The organism is Microbulbifer donghaiensis, from assembly GCF_900129095.1.
Lineage (GTDB): Bacteria > Pseudomonadota > Gammaproteobacteria > Pseudomonadales > Cellvibrionaceae > Microbulbifer > Microbulbifer donghaiensis.
Genome location: NZ_FQVA01000001.1, coordinates 1749615 through 1771255, shown reverse-complemented (window position 1 = coordinate 1771255; position 21641 = coordinate 1749615). Strand labels below are relative to the sequence as shown.

Sequence of the window (21641 nt, the reverse complement as noted above, 5' to 3'; positions counted from 1 at the left end):
TGGAACACAAGTGCCGAACACCCGCCGCTAATTTACGCTGGAATCGCCTTCGGCTTCCAGTGACATCAGGTAGTGGGCCAGGGCGCGTTTCTGGGTGTCGCTGAAGCCGTAGTTGGGCATCGGCGGTGTGGGCGTGTCGAAATACTGCGCCAATGTCTGCAGGTTGTATTTCTTCATCAGGTTGCGCAGTGGCACCTGGGCCGTGTGGCATTGAGCGCACTGATGTCTCTGGTAGAGCTCCTCGCCGCGCTGGGCTGCGCCGGAGTCGATGACGACGGGTTTGTTGGGCGCCTGCATACGGGGCTTGGTGTCGGCGATGTTGCCGCCAGGCGACCCCTGCCCGGTACTTACCCGGTAGATGGCGCCGGCGTAGTCGTCGGAAATATAGATGTTGCCGCTGGTATCCTCGGCGATGGCAACAGGGCGGCCGTACACCTCGGTCCTGTCGGCGCTCAGAAAACCCCAGAGAAAGTCCCGCTGGTGAATATTGCCCTGTTCGTCCCAGTGCAGCGATACGACCTTGTAACCGTCCTTGATCGTTCGGTTCCAGGATCCGTGCAGTGCCACTAGCGCCGCATCGCGATACGGACCCGGCTGCGCGGGGCTGCGCAGGAAGGTGATCCCCAGTGGTGCATTGTGCGCCGGGAAGTCGTGCACCGGCGGGCGCGAGGCGGCGATTTTCTGCTTGATTTCGGCGCTGGCATTCACGCCAAGATCCGGGTCGGGTACCCGGTTACCGTTGGCATAGGGCCAGCCGTAGAAGACGTCTTTCTCAACCCGGTTCAGCTCGCAGGGCGGGAAGTCGTCGCCCAGCCAGTCGCGGCCGTTGTCGGTGGCGTAGAGGCCGCCATTCTTTGGCGACCAGTCGAAACCGACGCTGTTGCGCAGCCCGGTGGCGTAGACTTCCAGGCCGCTGCCATCGGGCCTGAAGCGCATGATTGTGGCGCGCTGCGGGTCTTCTTCTTCGCAGACGTTGCAGGTGGAGCCGCTGCTCAGGTACACCCAGCCGTCGGGCCCCATGCCGATCGTCTTGGTCCAGTGATTGCCCTCGTCGGCGAGGCCCTCGACGATCTTTTGATAGCTGCCGGCCAGGCGCCCGTCCGAATGATCGAAAGGCACGCGGCCGACACCGTCGCTTTCGGCGACATACAGCCAGTTCTCGTGCAGGAATAGTCCATGGGGGCGGCGCAGCCCGTCGATCAAGACGCGCTGACCGTCGGTGCGCCCATCGCGGTTTTCGTCTGTCTGCAGCAGCGTTACCTGGCCGCGCTTGGGTTGCGAGACGATAACGTCACCGTGGCGCGTCACCGCCAGCCAGCGCGCGTTCGGTACCTCGTCGGCAAAGAGTTCGACCCGGAAACCCTGGGGCACCCGCAGTTGCTGGTCGACGGTTTCAGGGTCTGTATCCGCGCCGCCTGTCAGCTGCTTCCACGGCACGCTGACGCCTGGCGCGAAAACCACCAGGGTGGCCAGGCCAAGGGCGAGGGCGAGAAATAAAAATAGCGTATATTTCAACAGGCTTTTCACGTCAGCGATTGATCTCGTAATAAAAGTGGCTATAGTGATCGCTTCTCGTTCTTAGGGCGCCTGTTTTACCACAAGGACCGCCCCCCGTCTTCGCCGCTATCTGCGGAGGGGTATTTCACCGCCTTGTGAGATATCTCGCACAAGAAATTCAGCCGATTGCCTCTACTAATTTTTTCGCCAGTGTCCATAATTAAATTGCAAGGACGCACTAAGGGACTGACTTCAGCGGCAAGGGATAAACGGAATGCGCCGCTCGCCCTAGGGACATGGGCACCATCCTGTGAGACGCACCGCCCGGGCCGGATGCCTGGGCGGTGTTTTAATTTTTACCCGCCTGTTTTTATTCAGCAACCTCCCTGACGCAATACTGTCACAGTGGCAAAAACCTGTGCACTGGTCCCGGCTGTCTGGAAATTGAAACAAATTTCCGCTTTAATCAGTGCAGTCCGGCCAATAAATTGACAGGCCGGCGGAGGGTGATGCATTCAGTAATTCAACGCCAGCAATGTCCGCTTTCCTACAGCCTCCAATGTGCTGGCGGGCGATCCCTCTCTCATCTCTGAATTCTTGCGAAAGCCCCGCCGGGAAACTGGCGGGGCTTTTTTGTGCGGCATATCCCTGTGCTCCGCCGTGTGGGTCAACACTTACAGTCCGGCAGCGCGTCCGACGCTCCCGGCTTTGTTTTCTTTTGGGTTCCGGCGAGCGGTTTGGCCGGAGAACGCGGGCGCGGCAGCAGTTTCGAAACAGCGGCTGTGATCCATTCCACTGTGGGGAGGCGACGTGATGCAACCGAGAATTCTGCGTCTGAATCTGGCGGGACAACCGCTTGAATGGCTGAGTTGGCAGGAGGCGGCGTGCCTGTATGTGCGCGAACTGGTGACCTGGTCGCTGGGTGGCGTCGTTCGGCGGGTACACGGCGGAATCAACCGCTATGGGGAGCGCTCAACCCTGGATCTGGCGGCCATCATCGCCTGTGGCGGTGAGCGCATGGCGCGACCGCGCAGGCGCCCGCCGCTGACCAATCGCGCGTTGTTTTTTCGCGATGCACACACCTGTCTCTACTGTGGCAATGAGTTCCGGACGGCGGAGCTGACCCGCGACCATGTGCACCCGGTGTCCAAGGGCGGCCGCGATGCCTGGGAGAATGTGGTGACCGCCTGCCGCCGCTGCAATCAGCACAAGGGCAGCCGCCTGCTGGAGGATATTGAGATGGAGCTGTTGGCGCTGCCATTCTGTCCCAATGCCGCCGAATACCTGGCGCTGATCAACAGTGAGCGTATTCGCGGTGACCAGATGGAATTTCTGCGTGGCCAGTTCTCCCGCCGCAGGCAGGAGGGCTGGCTTCAGGTGTCGTAACCGATAGGGAGGAAGACCTTGATAGCGAGAAGTGGATCCCGGTTCAAAATCCTGCCGCAGCGGGCAATTTTCAGGACCGCTCTTTTACTGCCGCACGAATCAGGCTGGTCAGGTAACGTGAGAAGTCGTGGCCGGCATTTTCCAGCATTTTGGGGAACATCGAAATGGACGTCATACCGGGAAAGGTGTTGACTTCATTGAGATAGATTTCGCCATCGTCGGTCAGGAAGAAGTCGATACGCGACAGGTCCTTTAGCTGCAGGCCGATAAATGCGCGCCGCGACGCCTCGCGGATCCAGCCCAGCTGGGCATCGCTGAGCCCCTGGGCCTCTATGTGAGTGACGGCGTGGCTGCCTTCGGCGTATTTTTCCTCGTAGGTATAGAAGGTGCCGGCGGGCGCGCACACCTCTCCCGGCGGGGTGATGATCAGCTCGCCCTCGTAGGTGTAAGTGGCTACCTCCAGTTCACGCACCTTCAGGCATTTTTCGATCAGTACGTAGGGAGAGAGCGCGAAGGCTTCTTGCAGCGCCGCTTCCAGCTCTTCCGCCGAGCTGACTTTATAGCAGCCGACCGATGAGCCCTGATTGGACGCTTTGACAAAGACCTGACCCCACTCCTGCAGGGCCATGCTGGCCTTGCCGACTTCCTCCGCCTCATTGCTGCACAGGAACTGGTAGGGCGTGTTGTCGATGCCCAGTGCACTGAGCCACAGTTTGGTGGTGATTTTGTTGAAGCAGATCTTGCTCGCTTCGGGGCCGCAGCCGTAATAGGGGATGCCGAACAGCTCCAGCTGGGACTGCAGGTCACCGGTCTCCCCCGGGTAGCCGTGAATTGACGGGATCACATAGTGGACTTCCCAGGTCTTGCCGTCTTCGGTGCGCAGTGCCCGCTCCTGGGTCAGCTGGTGTACCCGCCCGTGACTGTCCGTCAGGCGGCCGTTGCCGTCCATTTCCACGCGCACCAGGGCGATATCTTCCACATGGTTCAGCTGGCGCTCGATAAAGTCTGCTGTGCGCAGCGAAACTTCGTGTTCGCTGCCGCCACCACCGCAGATAAGCAGGGTGTTGATCATGCTGTTATTCCTTGTATTCGCACGCACTTAGGGTGCGCTTAATACTTGTTCGCACTGCTTGGGCATACGCTTGGGCTTCGGCCTCTCCGGCGCGGGCGCGGTACCTCTCAGCATTGCGTAAAATTCATCACTGAACCACCAGTCCAGGTCGGCACCACAGGGCTCGTTGCGAACTGGCTGCTGGGGTTTGCAGTATTTCTCGCCATCCGGGCAGGCGAGGCGCACATGGAAATGATAGTTGTGTCCCCACCAGGGGCGCACTTTTCGCAGCCACTGATTGTCGCTGCCGGAAATTTCGCACAGTTTCCGCTTGATGGTCGGGTGGACAAAAATCCGCTCGACCCGCTCGTCCTCCGAGGCGAGGCGCAGGATCGGCGGAATTTTGTCGTCCCAGTTTTCCTGGATAAGCCGGTGTTCTTTTTCATCGGCGAGCGGGACCGCGGAAATATTGTCGCGCTCCCAGGCCGTCAGCGACCGCTGCGCCGCGCGCCAGTCCTGGGAGTACCAGATATCGATGTCCAGGCCCGTCTGGTGACTGCGGTGGCCGTACTGGAAGGGGCCGCCGCGGGCCATGGACATATCCCCGATCTGCAGCCGGCCCAGGTCGCGGCGCGCCACACTGCGGGAAAAATCCTGCAAAAAGTCGACGGTGGCGGGGTGGGCGTAGCGCCGGCCCCGCCCGGTGCGCACCAGCTGGAAGCCCTCACCGCGCAGCGGCATTTCCTCCGCGCCGCTCAGGCAGCCATTGGTGTAGGTGCCGATACTGGCAGAGGCCTGGGAAGACGGTCGCACTATCTCCTCCCAGGGGTTGGCAGCGGCGCTGCCGCTGAAGGCGAGCAAAATAGCTGACAAGAATGTGGCAACGACAGGTAGGTACATAACCGCTCGACTACAAGAGATCAGTGGCGCGCAGCGGCATTTCGGCCATGCCATCGGCTGCGCATACATTATGTGGCGTCCCTGCGCATGAGTCCCGCTAATTATAGAGACCCGGATTGTTCGGTCTGTGAAGCGATTATCTCCCTGCAACTCTGCAGCAGTGATTCCATTTCCTCATCCGTGCCGATCGTAATACGTAAGTACTCACTAATACGCGGCTTGTTGAAATAGCGCACCAGGATTTCGCGCTCGCGCAGCGCGTGATACAGGGCCTCCGCGCCGAGCTTGCGAGGTCGCGCCAGCACGAAATTGGCCTTTGACGGAACCACATCAAAATCCAGCGCCTGCAGTGCCTTCACCGTGCGTTCGCGCGTGGCGATGACCTTGTTGCAGCAGTCCGCCAGCCAGGCGCTGTCGTCGATTGCTACAGTGGCCACGCGCTGGGCGACGGCATCGATGGGGTAGGAGTTGAAGGAATTCTTGGCCCGGTTCAAACCCTCGATAAGGTGCGCCTGTCCCATCGCGAAGCCCAGTCGCAGACCCGCCAGTGCGTAGGACTTCGACAGCGTGTGTACCACCAGCAGGTTGGGATAGCGGTCGATCAGCTGCACCGCGCTCTCGCCGCCGAAATCGATATAGGCCTCGTCGACCACCACAACCCGCTGCGGCTGCAGTTGCAGCAGCTTTTCGATTTCCGGCAGCGGCAGATAGCGGCCACTGGGGGCGTTGGGATTGGCTAGGATCACGCCGGCCGCCGGGCCGCTGTAGTCCTCTACCGCCAGGGAGAAATCTTCTCGCAGCGGTACCGTGCGGTACTCGATATCGTAGAGCTGGCAGTAGACCGGGTAAAAACTGTAGGTGATGTCCGGGAACAGCAGCGGTTCATCACGTCGAAAGAAGCTGTAGAAGCTGTGCGCGAGCACTTCGTCGGAGCCGTTGCCGACAAAGACCTGTTCCGGTTGCACGCCAAAGCGCCCGGCGATGGCCGCGCACAGATCGCTGGATTCCGGATCCGGGTAGCGGCGCAGGGCGTCGGCCAGCTGCGTACCGCCGAGTACTTCCAGCGCGCGGCGAGACGGCGGGTAGGGGTTCTCGTTGGTGTTCAGTTTGATCAGCTTGCGGCCGCGCGGTTGTTCACCGGGCACGTAGGGCTCCAGTTGCGCGAGCGCGGGGCTCCAGAATGGATTGCTCAAGAATCTGTCTCCGTTGTATCGCTCTCAGCATCGCCCTTTGCCGGCGTGGTGTTCCCCTCATCGGACTCTTGTTCGTCTTCTGTTTTCTCGATGGGGATGTCAAACAGCGCCGGGGCGCTGGCAATAAACTGCTCCATCGGCACGGGTTTGCGCAGTAGCAGGTCGTCGTATTTCAGTTCGGTGGATATTTCCGGGATATCGGTGAATTCATCCATGTTGACGAGTTCTTCTGCGAGACCGATGCCGAGAAAGCCCAAGGGAATCACCAGTGCCACCGCCCAGCGCCAGCCGCGGGAAATATTCGTGGCCAGGTAGCAGGCGCACCACAGCATGGCCGGCAATATGGCCGCCAGTACCAGGAAGTCGAATATCTGCACCAGCTTGCCGAGGGCGAAGTTGTAATTCAGCAGGCTGCTGAACCACTCCCAGCCCGTGTAGACCAGTGCGCCGATCGCGGCGATGGATAAATGGGTGAAGAAATGGGTTTCGTGGCGCACGACGCGGCCGATAAAGGCCCAGGCGCCGGCGTAGAGCAGCAGCCCGATCAGGCTGCCCGTCAATAGGTTGACGATAAGGGTCCACTCGTATTTGCGCGCATAGCCGAGATAGCTGATCAGCACGGTGGCCACGGCAACGGCCAGCAGCAGGCCGATGGCGCCGGCCGGGCGCGACAATCCCTCGAAAAAGTTTTCCAGTGAATGCAGGGGCACGGCCTCCACCATGTCCGCGTCGCTGTCGATCAGCCGCAGGTGGGTCTTGCCGCACTGCACCAGGTCACCGGTCTCGACCTGGCGCTCGGAAATTTCGCCGAATTTCACCGACTTGTCGCGGGCATTGCCCAGCAACTGGGTGCCGTTGACGCTGTTCAGGTCGCGCAGGTAAAAGCTGCCGTCTTCGGCCCGGCGAATCACCGCGTGGCGGGCGTCGGCGTGAATGTCTTCCAGGATGACGTCATTGTCGTAGCCGCGGCCCAGGGTAAAGTTGTCCCCCTTCATGCGATACCGGGCCTGCACCCGGTGGGCGCGGTTCAGTTCTTCGATTATCAGGGCCATTGGATCTCGCTTGTGAACTTCTCGGTAAACGCTTCGGCTGATTCCTGGGTAAATCCGGACAGGGTGAAGTGGCTGACCAGGGCGCGGTTTTTGCGGTCCACGCTGAGGCTCAGGAAGAAGATGTCGTACAGGTCCGGGAATTTCTTGTAGCGGCGCACGCAGTAGCTGGTACGGGCAACGATCGGTTCCTGGTTGCGCTCAGGTTTGGACTCGGGTGCTTCTCCCTCGGCGTTGCGCTCCTGCGCGGTAAAGGCCTGGCGACAGTGGAACTTGGTGACATCCTTCTCGCCCGCCGTATTGCCGGGATAGAAGCTGCTCATCTGTTGCTCATATTCCGCGTAGAAGCGCGACGGCAGCAGGTCTTTCGCCTCCAGCCAGAAGAACTCGTATTCCACCCGGCCGGTATTGAATTCCTCCGACAGGAAAACCACCTCCTGACCGGTGCAGCCTTTGTCGATGCGCTTGACCGGGTTGTCATCGCTCTCCTGGGTGTTACCCCAGCACTGGATCGCCGGCACTATCTCGCCGACCACCTTGGCCTCGCCCAGCGGGCGGCGCTGCCAGTCGGCCTTCAGGATCGAATCGATGATGCGCTGCTGGTTATCCAGCAATTGTTGATGGGTCAGCTTGTGCAGGTCGACGGCATTCCCGTGCTGGCGGAAGTGTTGCAGCAGGGTGGCGAGTTTATCCACCGGCACCAGAAAGCTGACCTGGTTGCCGGCCGTGGCTACGTTGATGCCCACCACCTGGCCGCGGGTATTGATCGCCGGACCGCCACTCATACCGGGGTTGATCGAGCCGGCGAAATGAATGCGATCGTAGAAACTGCCGCCGGCGATACCGTTATAGGTGCCGGGGATCAATGTCATGCCCAGGTCCAGTGGGTTGCCGAGAGAGACAATGGTCTCGCCCTTCTTGGGGGTGTCCTCGGCCAGCTGGATATATTCCTTGCCCGGGTTGTCCTGCCGCAGCAGGGCCAGGTCGTTGATCACGTCGATATCCAGCAGTTCCAGGGTTCCCTTGACGCCGTCCACCGACAGGTATTCGAGCACATATTTGTCCGGGTCGCTGACCGCCTCGGCCACCACGTGGTAGTTGGTGGCGATCAGGCCATCTTCAGAGATCTGAAATCCGGAGCCGAGGCCGGCTTTGGAATTGGAGGATTTTTCGATCAGGCGAATCTGGTAGAGGCTGCCGCGATAATCGCTGTAGAGCTGTTCGTAGCCCTGTGCTGCGGCCAGGTTGGAAAAAGCGACTCCGGCAAAACAACACAACAACAGGGTCAGCAGGCGCGCAGAAAGGTTCAGCATCTTGTTTGATTAAATTATGGGCAGAAGAGGATTGATATTACGGGATATAGAGTAGTGCAACAAGCGCGCGGGAGAGAGTCGTCATGCCGGCGCAGGGTCTGTGCCGGACTAGATCCGGTACCGGTATCCGGACTTTGCAATAGCTGATGTGGGAGCCAGCCCTGCTGGCGAATCGAATATGTCCGGTGGCACGAATGAAATCGCCTGCAGGGCAGGCTCCCACAAAAACATCGTGTATTCCGAATCAGAGATAGTCCGCCACGCGCGGGAAGGCTTCCACCACTTTTTTGTGCGACTTCAAATAAAAGCGTGCGAACACGGCGTCGGCATCCTCCGCCGACATAAAGCTGTCACTGAATCCCGGGCACACCGGATCCAGGTGCAATCGCGCCGAACTGATGACATGGGCCGCCAGCTGCGCCATGTTTTCGTCGCCGACGGAAATGCGGATGGTAGTGGGGAAAATATCCGCCGCTTCCATGGCTTCCGGTGACAGCTCCGAATGTGAGGTGAGTGCCGGGCACAGCACCATGGTGTTGGTCTGCCCCAGGCTAACCATCTGCCCGAAAGCCGGCTCCAAGGCATCGAAGAAGCGTTTGAACGCCTCTGTGGGCAGCTGCGCCGCTTCCATGTCGATGGTGAACAGCGGTGTCGGAAACTGGTACCGCAACAACGCCTTGCGCAGCTCGCTGTTCGGGTGCGACTCCAGCGCGTGGCAGTTGACGCGGATCTGCGGGTGGCTGGCAAAGAAATGGCTCAGGCACAGGGTATTGATGCACTTGGTCAGCATGCGCATCTCCAGTGTGCGCATACCGCAGTGCACCTCCCAGGCCTTGTCCGCATCGAGGAAGGCGCCCTTGATATAGTACACATCCCAAAACAGGCACTGGTTCCAGTTCAGCCCGTTGGCGCTGTCGCCCTTGGGGATAAACATGCGGTGATTCTCGCCGATCACCACGCCAGCGGTGGCGGCGCCGGTGCCGCCGATATCCTTGGTATAGGAGTGCACCACGAAGTCCGGCCGTTCGGCACGATCCTCGCGGCGCAGCGGTTTGTACAGGAAGGGGGTGGCCAGGGTGGCATCCAGGCTCACCAAGAGATTTTCCCGGTGCGCGGCGCGGCAGATGGCCGGCACGTCCAGCATGGTGCCGTGGGGGTTGCAGGGGGATTCGATATATACATGAATGCGCGCGCCCCCCTTTATGGCTTTCGCATGCTCATCCTGCGCTTTCTTCAGTAGCTGCTCGAATTCGTCGCCGCTGGTGCCGTCGAACCAGATCAGCTGGATGGCCAGCTTGTCCTGGCGCGCGTAAAAGTCCTGCAGCAGCTGGTGCACGCCGCCGTAGACATGCCGCGACACGATCAATAGGTCGCCGTGGCTCAGCTGGTTGGACAGCAGTGCATCGATCGCCGCCATGCCCGAGTTGAAGTTCCAAGCCATATATTGATTGGCCTCCGGCCCGCACTCCAGATCGACGATGGCATTGGCCAGTGAGATGGAAGTGGGGTTCAGCAGGCGCGAATAGATATCGTGGCTCGGCTCGCGGCCGCGAAACGCGTCGTCGATCCACTCGGTGCACGCATAGATATAGGTGGCGGTGCGCGCGATCACCGGCGTGGCGGAGAAGATCGCCGGAATATTGTCGAACAGCGGATAGCCGCCGCGCGTGCTGATATTGAAGTCATTGCCCTGCAGGCTCTGGAAGCTGGCGCGCAGCGGGTTCTGCAGGCTGTCCAGTAGCTTCGCCAGCTGGAAGCTCATAAAGCGCTTGGCGTTGAAGTAGGCGACTCTGTCCGACCTGTCCAGCTGGTTAAGTGTGGCCGCGGTCTGCGCCCACAGCTGGCTCAGGTTGCCCTGCGCCCGGTACAGCTCCTCGGCGGTGGCCAGCAGCAGTTGGCCGTGTTCGGATGCCGCATCGATGGCGAAATGCTGCAGTTGCTCGCGCGCCAGTTCCTCGATACTGGCCGCCTGAGTCGTGTTGCGGCGGGGTGAGAGTATTTTGGCGTCATCCAGATTTGCTTCCATCTCGTTCTCCTCCCTTGGTGATTACTGTTATAGCTCGGCCTATCCACTCCGTGGCGGAAGCGAAAATGGCTGTCATGTAATCGCGCGTAATGGGGTGTGATCGACCTGTAATCGGTGAATCCGTACAGTTACGCCCAAGGTTGAGGGGCGAGTGCAGCAACAGCGATTCAAGCGCGCCGCCTACGGAAAGGCGAGCCTCACAACATGGAATCCGATGGATCGGATGCCTGCGCCCCCAGTGGCGCAGTGCGGGAAGGAGACCCATTCAGCGTAAGCTGGACTGCCAAGCCGGGCTCGGCCAACACAGAGCCTAGTTAGCCGAGATTTGGGGAAGGGCTTGGCCGGGGCAAGGATGCCTCATTTCGCTCTTGATAGTGTTGTTGTAACCGTCGATGGCTGGGACCATCAATTCGGGCCGGTGGTAACTGAGTTACCACCGGCTTTTTTTTGCCACTTTCCATTAGAAATGTGATGGAGTTCCGGTGGCGGTTGGCATTATGCTATCCAGCGCGTTTTTCTGCCGGAGTCCTGGCGATGCCGACGGAAAGTTCCAGCCAACTGCCCTGCGCGGTATTCAGGGATCAATAAAAGCAAGAAACTCCAGGAGTGGAATATGACAACCGAAAATATACTGGCCGCTGCACCTGTCGAAGTGCCGAAAAATGGCAAAGTGACTGTGAACTACACCCTGAAGCCTACTGGCCCCGACCAGAAGTGGGCCTTCAAGGATTCCAGCGGTGAAGATGCCGAAACCATTCACCTGCAATTTTTGGGGGTGAAGGACGGTGGGACAGGCGTGTCCGGCAAGGCAACCCTGGTGATTGAGCTGGTGGAAACCGATCTGGTATTTGCCGATAAGCAGGATACCGCTGACAAGAAGTACGACGGTATGGAGATCTGTGGCGAAACCGATGGCGGTACCGCGGGTATTAAAAAGGCCAAGAAGATGAACGGTAGCCCGCAGTTTTTAGAGATTGAAGTTGAGGCTCCTGGAAAGGACGCGTGTAGCTTTTCTTTTAAGTGGGCGGCGGAGGATGCCAGTGGCAATCTCGTGCTGTCAGCCGACCCAGATATGCAACTCGATCCGCAGTGATTACTTACAGACAGCGGTGGTGACAGCCACCGTTGTCGACTCTCTCGCGCATAACCTGCGAAAGGCCGGCAGCCGGAACCAGTCTGCACTCATACCTTGCTGCAGTAGCTGTTCCAGAAAATAATTGGCCGATCGCCACTCTCCTGCTATAGCGTAGATCTGGGCAGCACTATATTTTACATCCGTGTCATCTGGTGATTTCTTTAAGAGTGCATGAGCTAAAGCAATGCCCATAGAAACTTCCCCTAGATTGGCCAAGGCGATCGCTCTATAGCGGAGCATATCAGGAGCTTCTTTGTTTTCTGTAAGCTCGACAACTCTTAAGAACTCTTTTTTCGCCTTCTCGGATTCTCCAAGCATCAAATAAGTCTCTGCGATCTGGCCAATGGCTGGGATGTTTTCAGGTGCTTTTTTTAATACCTGCTGATAGGTCTTGAGGGCCTCAACATATTTCTGTTGCAGGAAATAAAGCGCGCCGAGGTTGGATTGAGTACGCCAACTTCGCAGTGCCTCTGGAATGCTCGTAAAGGCCTTTTCGGCGGCGGATAGATTGCCTACTTCTCCTTCGATGGCCCCGAGCAAAGAATATGAAGACCAATGGCGTGAGTAGTTCTCGAGTAATTTATTAAGGGTCAGGCGCGCACTGTCATAATTTCCACTGGCGGTCTGATGGAGGGCGACCAAGTACAGGCTATCCGCTGATGGGTTGAGAGCCTCAGCCTCTTCTGCATATCGTTGCCCAGCCTCGTAGTCTCCCTTGGAAAATAAAAAGCGAGAGTACTTAGCTAACATCGCAGCAGAAGGAGATTTCTGCTTGTTGAGCTGTGTCCAAAGCTCATCGAACTGATTACTGTCATCGCTGTAGGTTCTCAGCCAGAGTTCAATCTCAAGAGCGAGGGATTTATCGATTCCGCGAGATTTAGCTTTGCCGACTAGGTCTAAGCCCTCTTGAATGTATTGCTGTTCATTGGTCAGAACGAAAAGGTCGGTCGCGACTTGAGTGAAGATACGGTAGAGGTTTGGGTTGTTGGGATAAGTATTCGTTAATTCTTTAAGCTTGGTTAAATCCTCTGCAGTATTACCCTTGCTCTCAAGCCGGCTGACGATATTAAGGTATTCGCTATAGTCGCTATCCGGCATCAGCTTTAGCTCTGCTGTATCTTTCGCATAGCTCTGCGGGAACAAGGCCGCCGTACTATTCCCAATCCGATATTCCGCCTCCTGCCGCTTATCCACCAGAAACGCAAAACCTGTCTGCTGCTTGATCTGGCTGTCCACTGGCCCAATCCTTTGTAGTTCGATCTCACAGCGCACCTGCGCACACTCGAGCCGCGCAAACAGCGCATCGGTCACGCCCTTGTTACGCAATGCTTGCAGTTGGGCATCGAAATCCTGCCCCTCCTTGGGCGTAAAGCTAACCAGCGCACTGGCCTTCAGCTGCGAAGTCGCATTCATCAGCGCCTGCCGCACGATGGTCGCGGTTAGCGCCTTGGCATTGTCCTCGCCGCGTACCTCGCCGTTGATTTCCACCGGCAGCACGGCGATATATTGCGGCTCGAGTTTGGTGAATTCTTTCCAGCCCCAGTAGCCGGCAATTGCCAACACTGCCAGCCCGGCCAAGGCGGCAAATAAACGCTTGCGCTTGTTCGGCGGCTTGCGCAGCAACTGGGTGACGGTGGCGGAGAACTCGCGTGATTCGCTATCGGCGCCCAGCTGCTGCAGCAGGGTCAGGGCCTCGGCCACTTGGGCGGCGGAGTCCGGGCGCTGTTCCGGCAGTTTGCCCAGCAATTTGTCCAGCAGCACTGCCAGCGGTTCCGGCAGCTTGGGCCAGGCCAGTTGCGGCGGGATATGGGGATCACTGACCACCTTGTGTGCCAGCGCCATGGTGCCGCCGTCACCCTTCTCGAACGGCTTGGCGCCGCACAGCAGCTCATAGGTGATGGTGCCGAGACTGAACAGGTCGCTGCGTGGATCCAGTGGATAGCCCTGCAGCTGTTCCGGAGACATGGCGTCGACGGTGCCGGCCACCTGGTCCTCGCGGGTAATGCTGTCCACGTCCTGCTGCAGGGATTTGGCGATGCCGAAATCGGTGATCTTGGCGACGCCACTGTTGGTAATCAGGATATTGTCCGGCTTCAGGTCGCGGTGGATGATGCCGAGGGAGTGGGCTTCGGTGAGGCCGTTGCAGATCTGTATCAGCAGGTCGAGCTTCTGCTGCAGGCTGGGCGTGTGCTCGCGCATCCACTGCTGCAGGGTGGTGCCCTCGACGTACTCCATCACCAGCGCGATGCTGTCGCCTTCTTCGAGCACGTCGTGCAGCTGCACGATATTGGGGTGGTTGAGCTGCGCCAGCAGCTGCGCCTCGGACTGGATGCGCTGGGCGGCGGTGCTGCTGGTGCTGTCCTTGCGCAGTTTCTTGATCGCCACCGGGCGCTGCAGTTTGCTGTCCTGCGCGAGGTAGACAATGCCCATGCCGCCGGCGCCGAGCGTGCGCTCAATACGGTAGCGACCCAGTTGCTGCACATCCGGTTCGGCGACTTCCATAGTCTTTATTCTTGTTGGTGGTCGTAAGGTCCGTTACATCCGTTCTTCCGCCTAACCCCAACAGCGCCGGCGGAATGGCGCTGAGGGAGCCTCTGGTTAAGTCCGTAATGTCTCTGCGGGATCTGAAGGCTGCAGATGTTAGGCGCAGCTCGCCGCGAATGGTCGAGCCCTTTGCAAGAGCTGCAACGCAGCAGCTGCGGCCTTCAGGTCCCGCCCTTCGGGGCTTGCAGAGCGATTCACACTCCGCGTTGCGACTTCTTGAAAGGTCTAGACATTCCTGCGAAGCCGCGCCTTGATTGTGAACCGCTCTGCAAGCCAGAGGCATCACGGACTTAATCAGAGGCTCCCTATTTTACTGCTTAAATGTGACGCATTCTATTTTTGCGCGATCACCGCGTTCTTGCGCCCCGCTGCACAGAGCGCCGGATAGTCTGCGCGCAGGTCGGCAAAATCGGCGCGGCGGCACATCGGCGCGAAGCGCGCGGTATCGAACCAGATCGGCGATACGCCCTGTTCCAGGGTCTTGCGAATATGGGCCTTGGCGGAGAGCAGGTCGCCGGTGGTGATATAGATCTGCGCGCGCGCGAAATTGACATAGAGATCGTCCGGGGCGGTACGGCGGATCCTCAGCAGTGTTTCCACGGCGCGGCCGGCCTGGCCCAGTTCCGCATGGGCGCGCGCCTGCATCAGCAACCCCTCCCAGTCGTCGCGATCGGCCGAGATCGCCAGCGCCTGTTCGGCGAGCTGGCGGGCCTTGTGTGGCTGCTGTTGCGCGTCGGCAATCTCGGCGCGGTAGAGTAGCGCGTCCGCATCATCGGGCGCGAGTTCGGAGACGCTGGCGAAGCACTGCTCGGCGCGGTCGAAGAGTCGCTCGATGTAGTAAGCCAGGCACAGGTTGTAGGTGTCCATGGCGCCGAGGTGGTCGAGGCCGGCCGAGCTCAGCAGGCGCACTGTCTCCTCGGGGCGGCCGCTGTCCAGCTCGTTGGCTGCCAGCAGGGAGAGGGCATCCATGTTGTTGTCGCTGAGGGACATCGCCTGTTGCAGCAGCGGCTTGGCCACGTCCATATCTCCCAGTGCGCTCAGGGCCATGGCCTTCTGCAGTATGTAATTGAAGCTGGTACGCAGGGCGAGGGCCCGCTCCGCGGCTTTCAAGGCCTGGGGGTAGTTGCCCAGCTGCTGGTGGTAAACCGCCGTCATGTAGTGGTAGTTGGCCTTGTCCGGCAGGCTGAGTTTCAACTGGTCGAGCAGTTCGCGGCCCTGCTCGGCATCCTGCTGAAAAATCGCGAGCCGCAGGCGCGCGCTGATCAGGTCGGGGTGATCGGCCAGGCGCTTCGGTGCGCGCTCGAGGAATCGCGTCAGCCGCTTCAGGCCGTCGGGGTCGCGGCTGTTGTATCGCTGATCGATCACCAGTTCGCCGTAGAGCTGGTACAGCGGTGTGAAGGCGGGGTTGCGTTCCTGCAGCTCATCCAGTTCCGACAGGTACTTGAGCAGGTTGGCATCGTCGTCGCGCCGTTCGAACAGTTCCAGGTAGCGCTGGTAATCGTCGGCGCTGATATTGGGGTTCGATTCCCGGTCGCGCGGCGGGTTATTGGGCAGCAGGTAGTTGAGCTGCTGCAGTGTGCGCGCGCGGCTCTCGAGGTTCTCGTCCAGCTCCAGCGTCGCGCTGCGGCTGGCGACCACGGAGAAATTTGCGGTTTCGATCAGTTCGAGCGAGGCGTCGCAGTGCGCGACGCCGCAGTTGATCGACGGGTGCAGCAGCAGCTGCGCGTTGAGTGCCTGCGCCTGCTCGCGCAGTGACTGGCCGCGCAGTTGCTCGGACTCCGAGAAGGGCACCAGCAGCAGCCCCTCGCGGCTGGAGAGGCCCTGTTTGATCGCGCTCAGGACACTGTTGCCGAGGAGGTTGGTTTCGCGCGTGGCGAAGGCGTTTTCGTGCGGTGCAACGATGGCGATGTATTTGCCTGTCGTTTCGCTTTCAGTTTCCGGCAGCAGTGCTGCGGCCGCCGCGACCAGCAGGGCCGCACCGCCGGCGAGTGTAGCGCCGGCCAGCATTTTGAGGCGCTTGCCCCTGCGCCTTTGCTTTACGTGGTAACCCTCGGCGGTGATGGTGACGGTGCGGCTGATGGTTTGCGCGGAATTGTCATCCAACTCCGTCAGGATTGCGTTCAGCTCCGCCGCCACCGCGGTGGCGTTGACCGGGCGCTTGTCCGGGTTTTTCGCCAGCAGTTTGTCCAGCAGCTGGCAAAGCGCCGGGGGCAGGTCCGGGTTCAGTTTTTCCGCCGGTGGATGCTGGCTGTTGACGATGCGATCGACGATGATGAACGGACTGTCGTGATCGCCGAACGGGCTCTGGTCGCAGAATAGTTTGTAGGCCAGTACGCCGAGGGCGAACAGGTCGCAGCGATTGTCGAGCGGCTTGCCCAGCGCCTGCTCCGGCGACATGGCCCCCCAGCTGCCGGCGACGTGTTGCTCGCGGGTTAGATCGCTGTCCTCACGCCAGTTCTTGGCGATACCGAAATCCGTGATCTTGGCGGTATTGTTGTCATCAACGAGGATGTTGTCCGCTTTGAGGTCGCGGTGAATGATGCCGATGCTGTGCGCGCGGGCGAGGCCGTTACAGATCTGCCGGAGCAGTAGGATTTTCTGTCGCAGGTTGGGTGTGCGCTCGCGCTGCCACTGAGTGAGGGAGCTGCCGTCCACATACTCCATCACCAGGGCGACATCGTCCCGCTCTTCCACCACGTCGTAAATCTGCACGATATTGCTGTGGCTGAGCTGCGCGAGTAACAGCGCCTCCTGGCGGATGCGCAGGTGTGCAGTGTTGCTGCTGGGGTTTTTCACCAGCCGCTTGATCGCCACACGGCGATGCAGTCGCTCGTCGGTGGCCAGGTAGACGATACCCATGCCGCCGGAGCCGAGCTTGCCGGTTACCTTGTATCGCCCGATATAAAAAGGTGGTTGCTCTGACGCCATGTGTCTTGCTGAGTGGCCCTGTTATCGCTTACGCCATCCTGGCAAGTCGTCGTCGAATAAATGTGTAGCGCCGCCCATTTTCCGTTTGGGTGGCTTCATCGATCAATCCGTCAGCAGCTTTTCCGGCCTGCCTGCGCGGGATTCGAGTTGCGACCCCTTATAAATCTCAAAGCGGCGACAGCCGAGGCGGATTTCCCAGGAGCGGCGCTCCACGAGGCCGGAGGTGTCGATGGCATCCGGCAGGGTTTCGGCGATCTGTTTGCGCGCACGGAAAATCTGTGTGTTCAGGTGGTTGACGGTAATGCCCAGTTCGCGGGTCGCCACCTGGATGGAAACCCATCCCTGCGCATCCGGATCTGCGCCCTGCTGCATATCGCGCACCCGTGCCCGCGCCAGGTAAAGCAGCAGATAGTTGTGAATGCGCGCGGGCAGGTCCAGCTTCAGGTCTTCGCGGCGCAGTTGCAGCTGCACGTGTTCTTCGTGGTGGCTGACAGAAAAGCGCAAATCGAAATCGGTAATCGACAATTGCTGTAGGGAGAGCTCTTTGGTCGCGCCCTGATTGTCGGCGAGGAACAGTTGCCAGCTGTGCAGGCCGCAGTCGATGCGCTCGCCGTGCTTGATGGCGGTGGTGTGATCGCTGTTGTTGGAGTTACCGGTGAGCTCGTAAAGCCACTGGCCGGTGACCGGGCTGAAGTGCAGGCTGGCCAGCGGTTCCCGTTCGTTGGGCAGCAGGTGGTACTGCTCCAGGGGGAGTGCCTCGCCGGTTTGCAGATCGATCAACAGGTTTTCTGGCGCATCCAGGTTCTCGACGATCCACACTGGATTGTTTGCGCGCCCAAAGGAGATGTGATCGCCCTGTTGCAGTGGATAGTTCTTGGCGGGTACCAACTGTTGGCCGTTGACCCAGGTTCCATTGCGGCTGAGGTCGCGGATGTTCCAGTGTGTGCCCGTCCACTGAATGGCGGCGTGGATTCCGGAGATTTCCGCGCTGGTGATACGTGTGTCCACCGCACCCTGGCGGCGGCCAATGGTGTGGTGCGCCATCAGATATACGGGCTGATCCCTGTCTGGATGCTGTAAGCAAGCCATGCTTTTATCCCTTTCCCCGTTCTTCGTATTGTTGGGGGTAATTGCGCGAAGGCGGCGAACAACTCGATCAGGACAGCTGGCGCGGAAGCGGAGTGTAATGCCCGCAAGCGGAAAACCGGTGGGGCCGATTGGAGGCTTTCATTTCGCCAGGCGACGCTTGGTCGCCGCTATAGAAATGCTGTCGGCATTGCTGGCGGAGCCCCGTGACCAGCGACAAAGCATCAATAGCGGCGCTGTTGAAATTGTTATTGCGCCCTGTCTCGAGTAAGCAAGCGCTAACCACATGGTTGGCGCTTGCTATAGTGTTGCCGCACCATTTATACCGATCTTCGGCGTGAATGCAACGATTGAATGCGAATGTGCGCATTTTCGCCGGGAAGTTGCGCTGGCGTCAAAAGCATCTTGAAAAAATTTGCCCATAGATTGGGCAATCGCGCGCAGGCAGGTGCGGATTTTTTTTGTTTTTGCGTGCCGGGGCGCGCTCAGTCTTCTTCCTTTTCTTCCGCTTCTCCCGGTGGCAGCTGGCGGCTGTCCTTGCGGTCCAGGTCGCCGACGTCCAGTACCGGGGAGGCGTCGATATGCTCGGCATCCATCATCAGTGCCACCCGCTGCAGTGAGGAAATGATCATCGACTGTTCCCAGTCGCGCAGATCGCGAAACTGGCGTACGAAATGTTCCTGCAGGGGAGTCGGTGCGTCGCGGAGGATTTCCACGCCCTTGTCGGTCAGGTAGGCGTGCACCTTGCGTTTGTCTTCCGAGGAGCGCTCCCGGTATACCAGTCCGCGCTTTTCCAGCCGGTCCAGGATTGTGGTCACCGTTGCCTGGCTGAGGCTGATCTCTTTTGCCAGTGCGCCGATTGTGACCTGGCCTTTCTCGCGGATGGCCTGCAGCAGCAGTAACTGTGGCGCCGTCAGCCCCGCAGTCTTTACCAGCTGCTTGGAGTGCAGGTCCGTGGCGCGGATCAGGCGGCGCAGGGTTATCAGTACTTCTTCGATCTTGTCCATCAATAGCAGGCTCTGCAGGTCGCGGCGGGATAACTGTGTGCGGCCGACTTTAGGGGTTGCCCGCCGTTTGTCAATCGTTTGCCGTGCCGTCTCCTGCGCGCTTTTTCTCTCGCGGAGGCGCGTGTCCCTCTCGCGGGAGCGCGTGTCGCCTCCGTCCTCCTGAGGGTGTGATCTGGTTACCTCTTGATCAAATTGCATCTTGGGTGGCCTTGCGATTTCGCAGTTATTTAGAGTACTATGCAAAAAATTGTTTAGAGTAGTAAATAATTTTGTAATTAAAAGGTCAAATATGACCTTTAAGGTGTAGATTGTTCGCGAATTGCGATCTTTTGCATCTCACTTAACAATTTGATGACTAAAGGTATAGGTTTGAGCGCCACTAGCGTTGCAGGTGCCCATAGCGAGGGTAGACAAAGGCCGAGCGGAGGCTCGGACAACAAAACGGAAGACTCCCCGGAAGAAAAGTTTCCAGCGCGGCAGGGGAGGGAGGTTAGAGAGACCCTGCTGCGCCGACCGGTCAGTGAAGATGGTGCCAGCGTGCACCGACTTATCGGCCGTTGCCCGCCACTGGATGAAAACTCCATCTACTGCAATCTGTTGCAGGCCAGCCACTTTGCCGGCACCAGCGTCGCCGCTGAGGTAGACGGTGAACTCGCCGGCTTTGTCTCCGGTTACATCATTCCGGAACGCCCCGACACCCTGTTTATCTGGCAGGTGGCGGTGGCCGAAGAGGCCCGCGGCCTCGGCCTTGCCGGGCGCATGATCTGCGAGATATTGCGCCGCCCCGCCTGTACCCGGGTGCGTCACCTGGAAACCACTATCACCCCTGACAACGATGCCTCCTGGGCGCTGTTCCGCGGCGTGGCCCGGAAGCTCGAGACCGCTTGTGCGGAATCGGTGATGTTCGATCGCGAGCGGCATTTTCGCGGTCGCCATGACAGCGAGATGTTGTTGCGTATCGGCCCCTTCGCCAGAGCTGGCGCCCAAGTGAGTGCGGCTCTCGCGAGATAGTGACGTCCTTTTTCCACATTTTTGAATCGCCAACTAATCAAGCATAGGTTGACATCATGAAAGTTTTTGACGAGATCGAATCGGAAGTGCAGAGCTATGCGCGGGCTTTTCCCCGCGTATTTAACAAAGCGCAGGGCGAGCATCTCTACGACGAGGACGGCACCCAGTATCTGGACTTTCTCGCCGGCGCCGGCACGCTGAACTACGGCCACAACAACCCGGTCTTCAAAGAGGCACTGCTCGAGTACATCCAGCAGGATGGCATCACGCACGGACTGGACCTGCACACCAAGGCGAAGCGGGAATTCCTCGAGACCTTCTATGAGAAGATACTCAAGCCGCGCAACCTCAACTACGTAATGCAGTTTACCGGCCCGACCGGCACCAATGCGGTGGAAGCGGCACTGAAAATCGCGCGCAAGTACAAAGGCCGCGAGAACATCATCTCGTTCACCAATGGTTTCCACGGTTGCAGCATGGGTGCCCTGGCTGCAACGGGCAATTCCCACCACCGCGGTGCGGCCGGCGTCAGCATGAGCGGCATTAGCCGTATGCCCTACGACGGCTATCTGGGTGATGACATAGATACCACCGCCTATCTGGACAAGGTGCTGTCCGACTCTTCCAGTGGTATCGACCATCCCGCAGCGGTGCTGGTGGAGACCGTACAGGGCGAGGGCGGCATCAATGCGGCCAGCGCCGAGTGGCTGCGCAACCTGCAGGCCGTGTGTCGCAAGCACGACGTATTGCTGATCGTCGACGATATCCAGGCGGGTTGCGGCCGTACCGGCAGTTACTTCAGCTTTGAAGAGGCCGGCATCGAGCCCGATATCATTACCCTGTCCAAGTCCCTGAGCGGCTACGGCCTGCCGTTTGCGGTGGTGCTGATGCGTCCGGAGCTCGACCAGTGGAAGCCCGGAGAGCACAACGGCACTTTCCGCGGTAATAACCTGGCATTCGTCACTGCCAAGGCGGCCATCGACCATTACTGGAGCGACGACAAGTTCGCGAAAGACGTACTGCGCAAGGGCGATTACATCGAACAGCGCCTGGAAAAAATCGTCGAGAAGTATGGTGACGGCAATATGACTACCCGCGGCCGCGGCATGTTCCGCGGCCTGAACTGCGTTAGCGGCGACCTTGCCGGGCAGATTACCCGCGAGGCTTTCAAACACGGTCTGGTCATCGAGACCAGTGGTGCCGACGATCACGTGGTGAAGACCCTGTGTCCGCTGACCATCAGCGATGAAAACCTGACACGCGCGCTGGATATCGTCGAGGCTGCGGTGGAAAAAGTACTGAAAGGTACCGAGGTGCCGGAAGAGCACGACTTCTTTGCCGAAGAGCCTGCCGATTCATCAGAGCCGAAACCCGAACTGGCCGGCGCCGCTTGAAATTTTTGGGGGCCTGCTTGCGCGCATGCAACGCAAAGCGTTGCGCGCTAGCAGGCGCCCCGCCATGGATGGCGGGGCCGGGGCCCGATCGAAGTCACAGATGTAGCGCCAGGGATGGCAA

The 21641-nt window shown here is 59.5% G+C and carries 15 protein-coding genes; 4 read left to right on the top strand and 11 right to left on the bottom strand.

Going from position 1 to position 21641, the window contains the following annotated elements:
• Positions 1-27: 27 nt before the first annotated feature.
• Positions 28-1515, bottom strand: a complete 1488-nt coding sequence (locus BUC36_RS07470; protein ID WP_073273245.1) for a DUF7133 domain-containing protein — start codon at positions 1513-1515, stop codon at positions 28-30.
• 795 nt (positions 1516-2310) lie between these two features.
• On the opposite strand from BUC36_RS07470, the gene BUC36_RS07465 reads away from it, so the two are divergent.
• On the top strand, positions 2311-2883 hold the full coding sequence (locus tag BUC36_RS07465) for an HNH endonuclease (protein WP_073273242.1): 573 nt from the start codon (positions 2311-2313) through the stop codon (positions 2881-2883).
• 70 nt (positions 2884-2953) lie between these two features.
• Here the strand turns inward: BUC36_RS07465 and BUC36_RS07460 are convergent, their stop codons facing one another.
• The 6 genes from BUC36_RS07460 to BUC36_RS07435 form a co-directional block, all read right to left on the bottom strand.
• A complete protein-coding gene (locus BUC36_RS07460) occupies positions 2954-3955 on the bottom strand; it encodes a D-alanine--D-alanine ligase (RefSeq protein ID WP_073273240.1) in 1002 nt (333 codons plus the stop codon).
• A gap of 27 nt (positions 3956-3982) precedes the next feature.
• Positions 3983-4834 (bottom strand): penicillin-insensitive murein endopeptidase, encoded by an 852-nt coding sequence (gene mepA, locus BUC36_RS07455; protein ID WP_073273238.1) that lies wholly within the window; start codon positions 4832-4834, stop codon positions 3983-3985.
• Between the two features lie 101 nt (positions 4835-4935).
• On the bottom strand, positions 4936-6027 hold the full coding sequence (gene hisC / locus BUC36_RS07450) for a histidinol-phosphate transaminase (RefSeq protein WP_073273236.1): 1092 nt from the start codon (positions 6025-6027) through the stop codon (positions 4936-4938).
• A complete protein-coding gene (locus BUC36_RS07445) occupies positions 6024-7079 on the bottom strand; it encodes an FHA domain-containing protein (RefSeq protein WP_073273233.1) in 1056 nt (351 codons plus the stop codon). Before BUC36_RS07445 ends, hisC begins: the two co-directional genes overlap by 4 nt.
• On the bottom strand, positions 7070-8389 hold the full coding sequence (locus BUC36_RS07440; protein ID WP_073273231.1) for a S1C family serine protease: 1320 nt from the start codon (positions 8387-8389) through the stop codon (positions 7070-7072). The genes BUC36_RS07445 and BUC36_RS07440 overlap by 10 nt, the downstream gene beginning before the upstream one ends.
• Positions 8390-8633: 244 nt before the next feature.
• A complete protein-coding gene (locus BUC36_RS07435) occupies positions 8634-10415 on the bottom strand; it encodes a trans-sulfuration enzyme family protein (protein ID WP_073273229.1) in 1782 nt (593 codons plus the stop codon).
• Between the two features lie 613 nt (positions 10416-11028).
• On the opposite strand from BUC36_RS07435, the gene BUC36_RS07430 reads away from it, so the two are divergent.
• Positions 11029-11508 carry a hypothetical protein gene (locus tag BUC36_RS07430; protein ID WP_073273227.1) on the top strand — a complete coding sequence of 160 codons (480 nt, stop codon included), beginning with the start codon at positions 11029-11031 and terminating at the stop codon, positions 11506-11508.
• On the opposite strand, the gene BUC36_RS07425 is transcribed toward BUC36_RS07430, so the two are convergent.
• The 4 genes from BUC36_RS07425 to BUC36_RS07410 form a co-directional block, all read right to left on the bottom strand.
• Positions 11509-14052, bottom strand: coding sequence for a serine/threonine-protein kinase (locus tag BUC36_RS07425; protein ID WP_073273225.1), 2544 nt, complete (start codon positions 14050-14052; stop codon positions 11509-11511).
• A 375-nt stretch (positions 14053-14427) separates the two neighbouring features.
• Complete coding sequence (locus BUC36_RS07420) at positions 14428-17022, bottom strand: serine/threonine-protein kinase (protein WP_073273223.1); 2595 nt, start codon at positions 17020-17022, stop codon at positions 14428-14430.
• 102 nt (positions 17023-17124) lie between these two features.
• A complete protein-coding gene (locus tag BUC36_RS07415) occupies positions 17125-18111 on the bottom strand; it encodes an FHA domain-containing protein (RefSeq protein WP_234994917.1) in 987 nt (328 codons plus the stop codon).
• A gap of 482 nt (positions 18112-18593) precedes the next feature.
• A complete protein-coding gene (locus BUC36_RS07410; protein WP_073273218.1) occupies positions 18594-19115 on the bottom strand; it encodes a MarR family winged helix-turn-helix transcriptional regulator in 522 nt (173 codons plus the stop codon).
• 501 nt (positions 19116-19616) lie between these two features.
• On the opposite strand from BUC36_RS07410, the gene ectA reads away from it, so the two are divergent.
• Together ectA and ectB are read left to right on the top strand one after the other, a co-directional pair.
• Positions 19617-20126: a diaminobutyrate acetyltransferase gene (gene ectA, locus BUC36_RS07405; RefSeq protein WP_073274687.1), complete on the top strand. Its 510-nt coding sequence runs from the start codon at positions 19617-19619 to the stop codon at positions 20124-20126.
• Between the two features lie 56 nt (positions 20127-20182).
• Positions 20183-21520: a diaminobutyrate--2-oxoglutarate transaminase gene (ectB, locus tag BUC36_RS07400; RefSeq protein ID WP_073273216.1), complete on the top strand. Its 1338-nt coding sequence runs from the start codon at positions 20183-20185 to the stop codon at positions 21518-21520.
• Positions 21521-21641 lie beyond the last annotated feature (121 nt).

Excerpts from the sequence above, each read along its gene's own strand:
- BUC36_RS07465 (WP_073273242.1), top strand. The coding sequence starts at position 2,311 with ATGCAACCGAGAATTCTGCGTCTGAATCTGGCGGGACAACCGCTTGAA.
- BUC36_RS07460 (WP_073273240.1), bottom strand. The coding sequence starts at position 3,955 with ATGATCAACACCCTGCTTATCTGCGGTGGTGGCGGCAGCGAACACGAA.
- mepA (WP_073273238.1), bottom strand. The coding sequence starts at position 4,834 with ATGTACCTACCTGTCGTTGCCACATTCTTGTCAGCTATTTTGCTCGCC.
- BUC36_RS07445 (WP_073273233.1), bottom strand. The coding sequence starts at position 7,079 with ATGGCCCTGATAATCGAAGAACTGAACCGCGCCCACCGGGTGCAGGCC.
- BUC36_RS07440 (WP_073273231.1), bottom strand. The coding sequence starts at position 8,389 with ATGCTGAACCTTTCTGCGCGCCTGCTGACCCTGTTGTTGTGTTGTTTT.
- BUC36_RS07435 (WP_073273229.1), bottom strand. The coding sequence starts at position 10,415 with ATGGAAGCAAATCTGGATGACGCCAAAATACTCTCACCCCGCCGCAAC.
- BUC36_RS07430 (WP_073273227.1), top strand. The coding sequence starts at position 11,029 with ATGACAACCGAAAATATACTGGCCGCTGCACCTGTCGAAGTGCCGAAA.
- BUC36_RS07425 (WP_073273225.1), bottom strand. The coding sequence starts at position 14,052 with ATGGAAGTCGCCGAACCGGATGTGCAGCAACTGGGTCGCTACCGTATT.
- BUC36_RS07420 (WP_073273223.1), bottom strand. The coding sequence starts at position 17,022 with ATGGCGTCAGAGCAACCACCTTTTTATATCGGGCGATACAAGGTAACC.
- BUC36_RS07415 (WP_234994917.1), bottom strand. The coding sequence starts at position 18,111 with ATGGCTTGCTTACAGCATCCAGACAGGGATCAGCCCGTATATCTGATG.
- BUC36_RS07410 (WP_073273218.1), bottom strand. The coding sequence starts at position 19,115 with ATGGACAAGATCGAAGAAGTACTGATAACCCTGCGCCGCCTGATCCGC.
- ectB (WP_073273216.1), top strand. The coding sequence starts at position 20,183 with ATGAAAGTTTTTGACGAGATCGAATCGGAAGTGCAGAGCTATGCGCGG.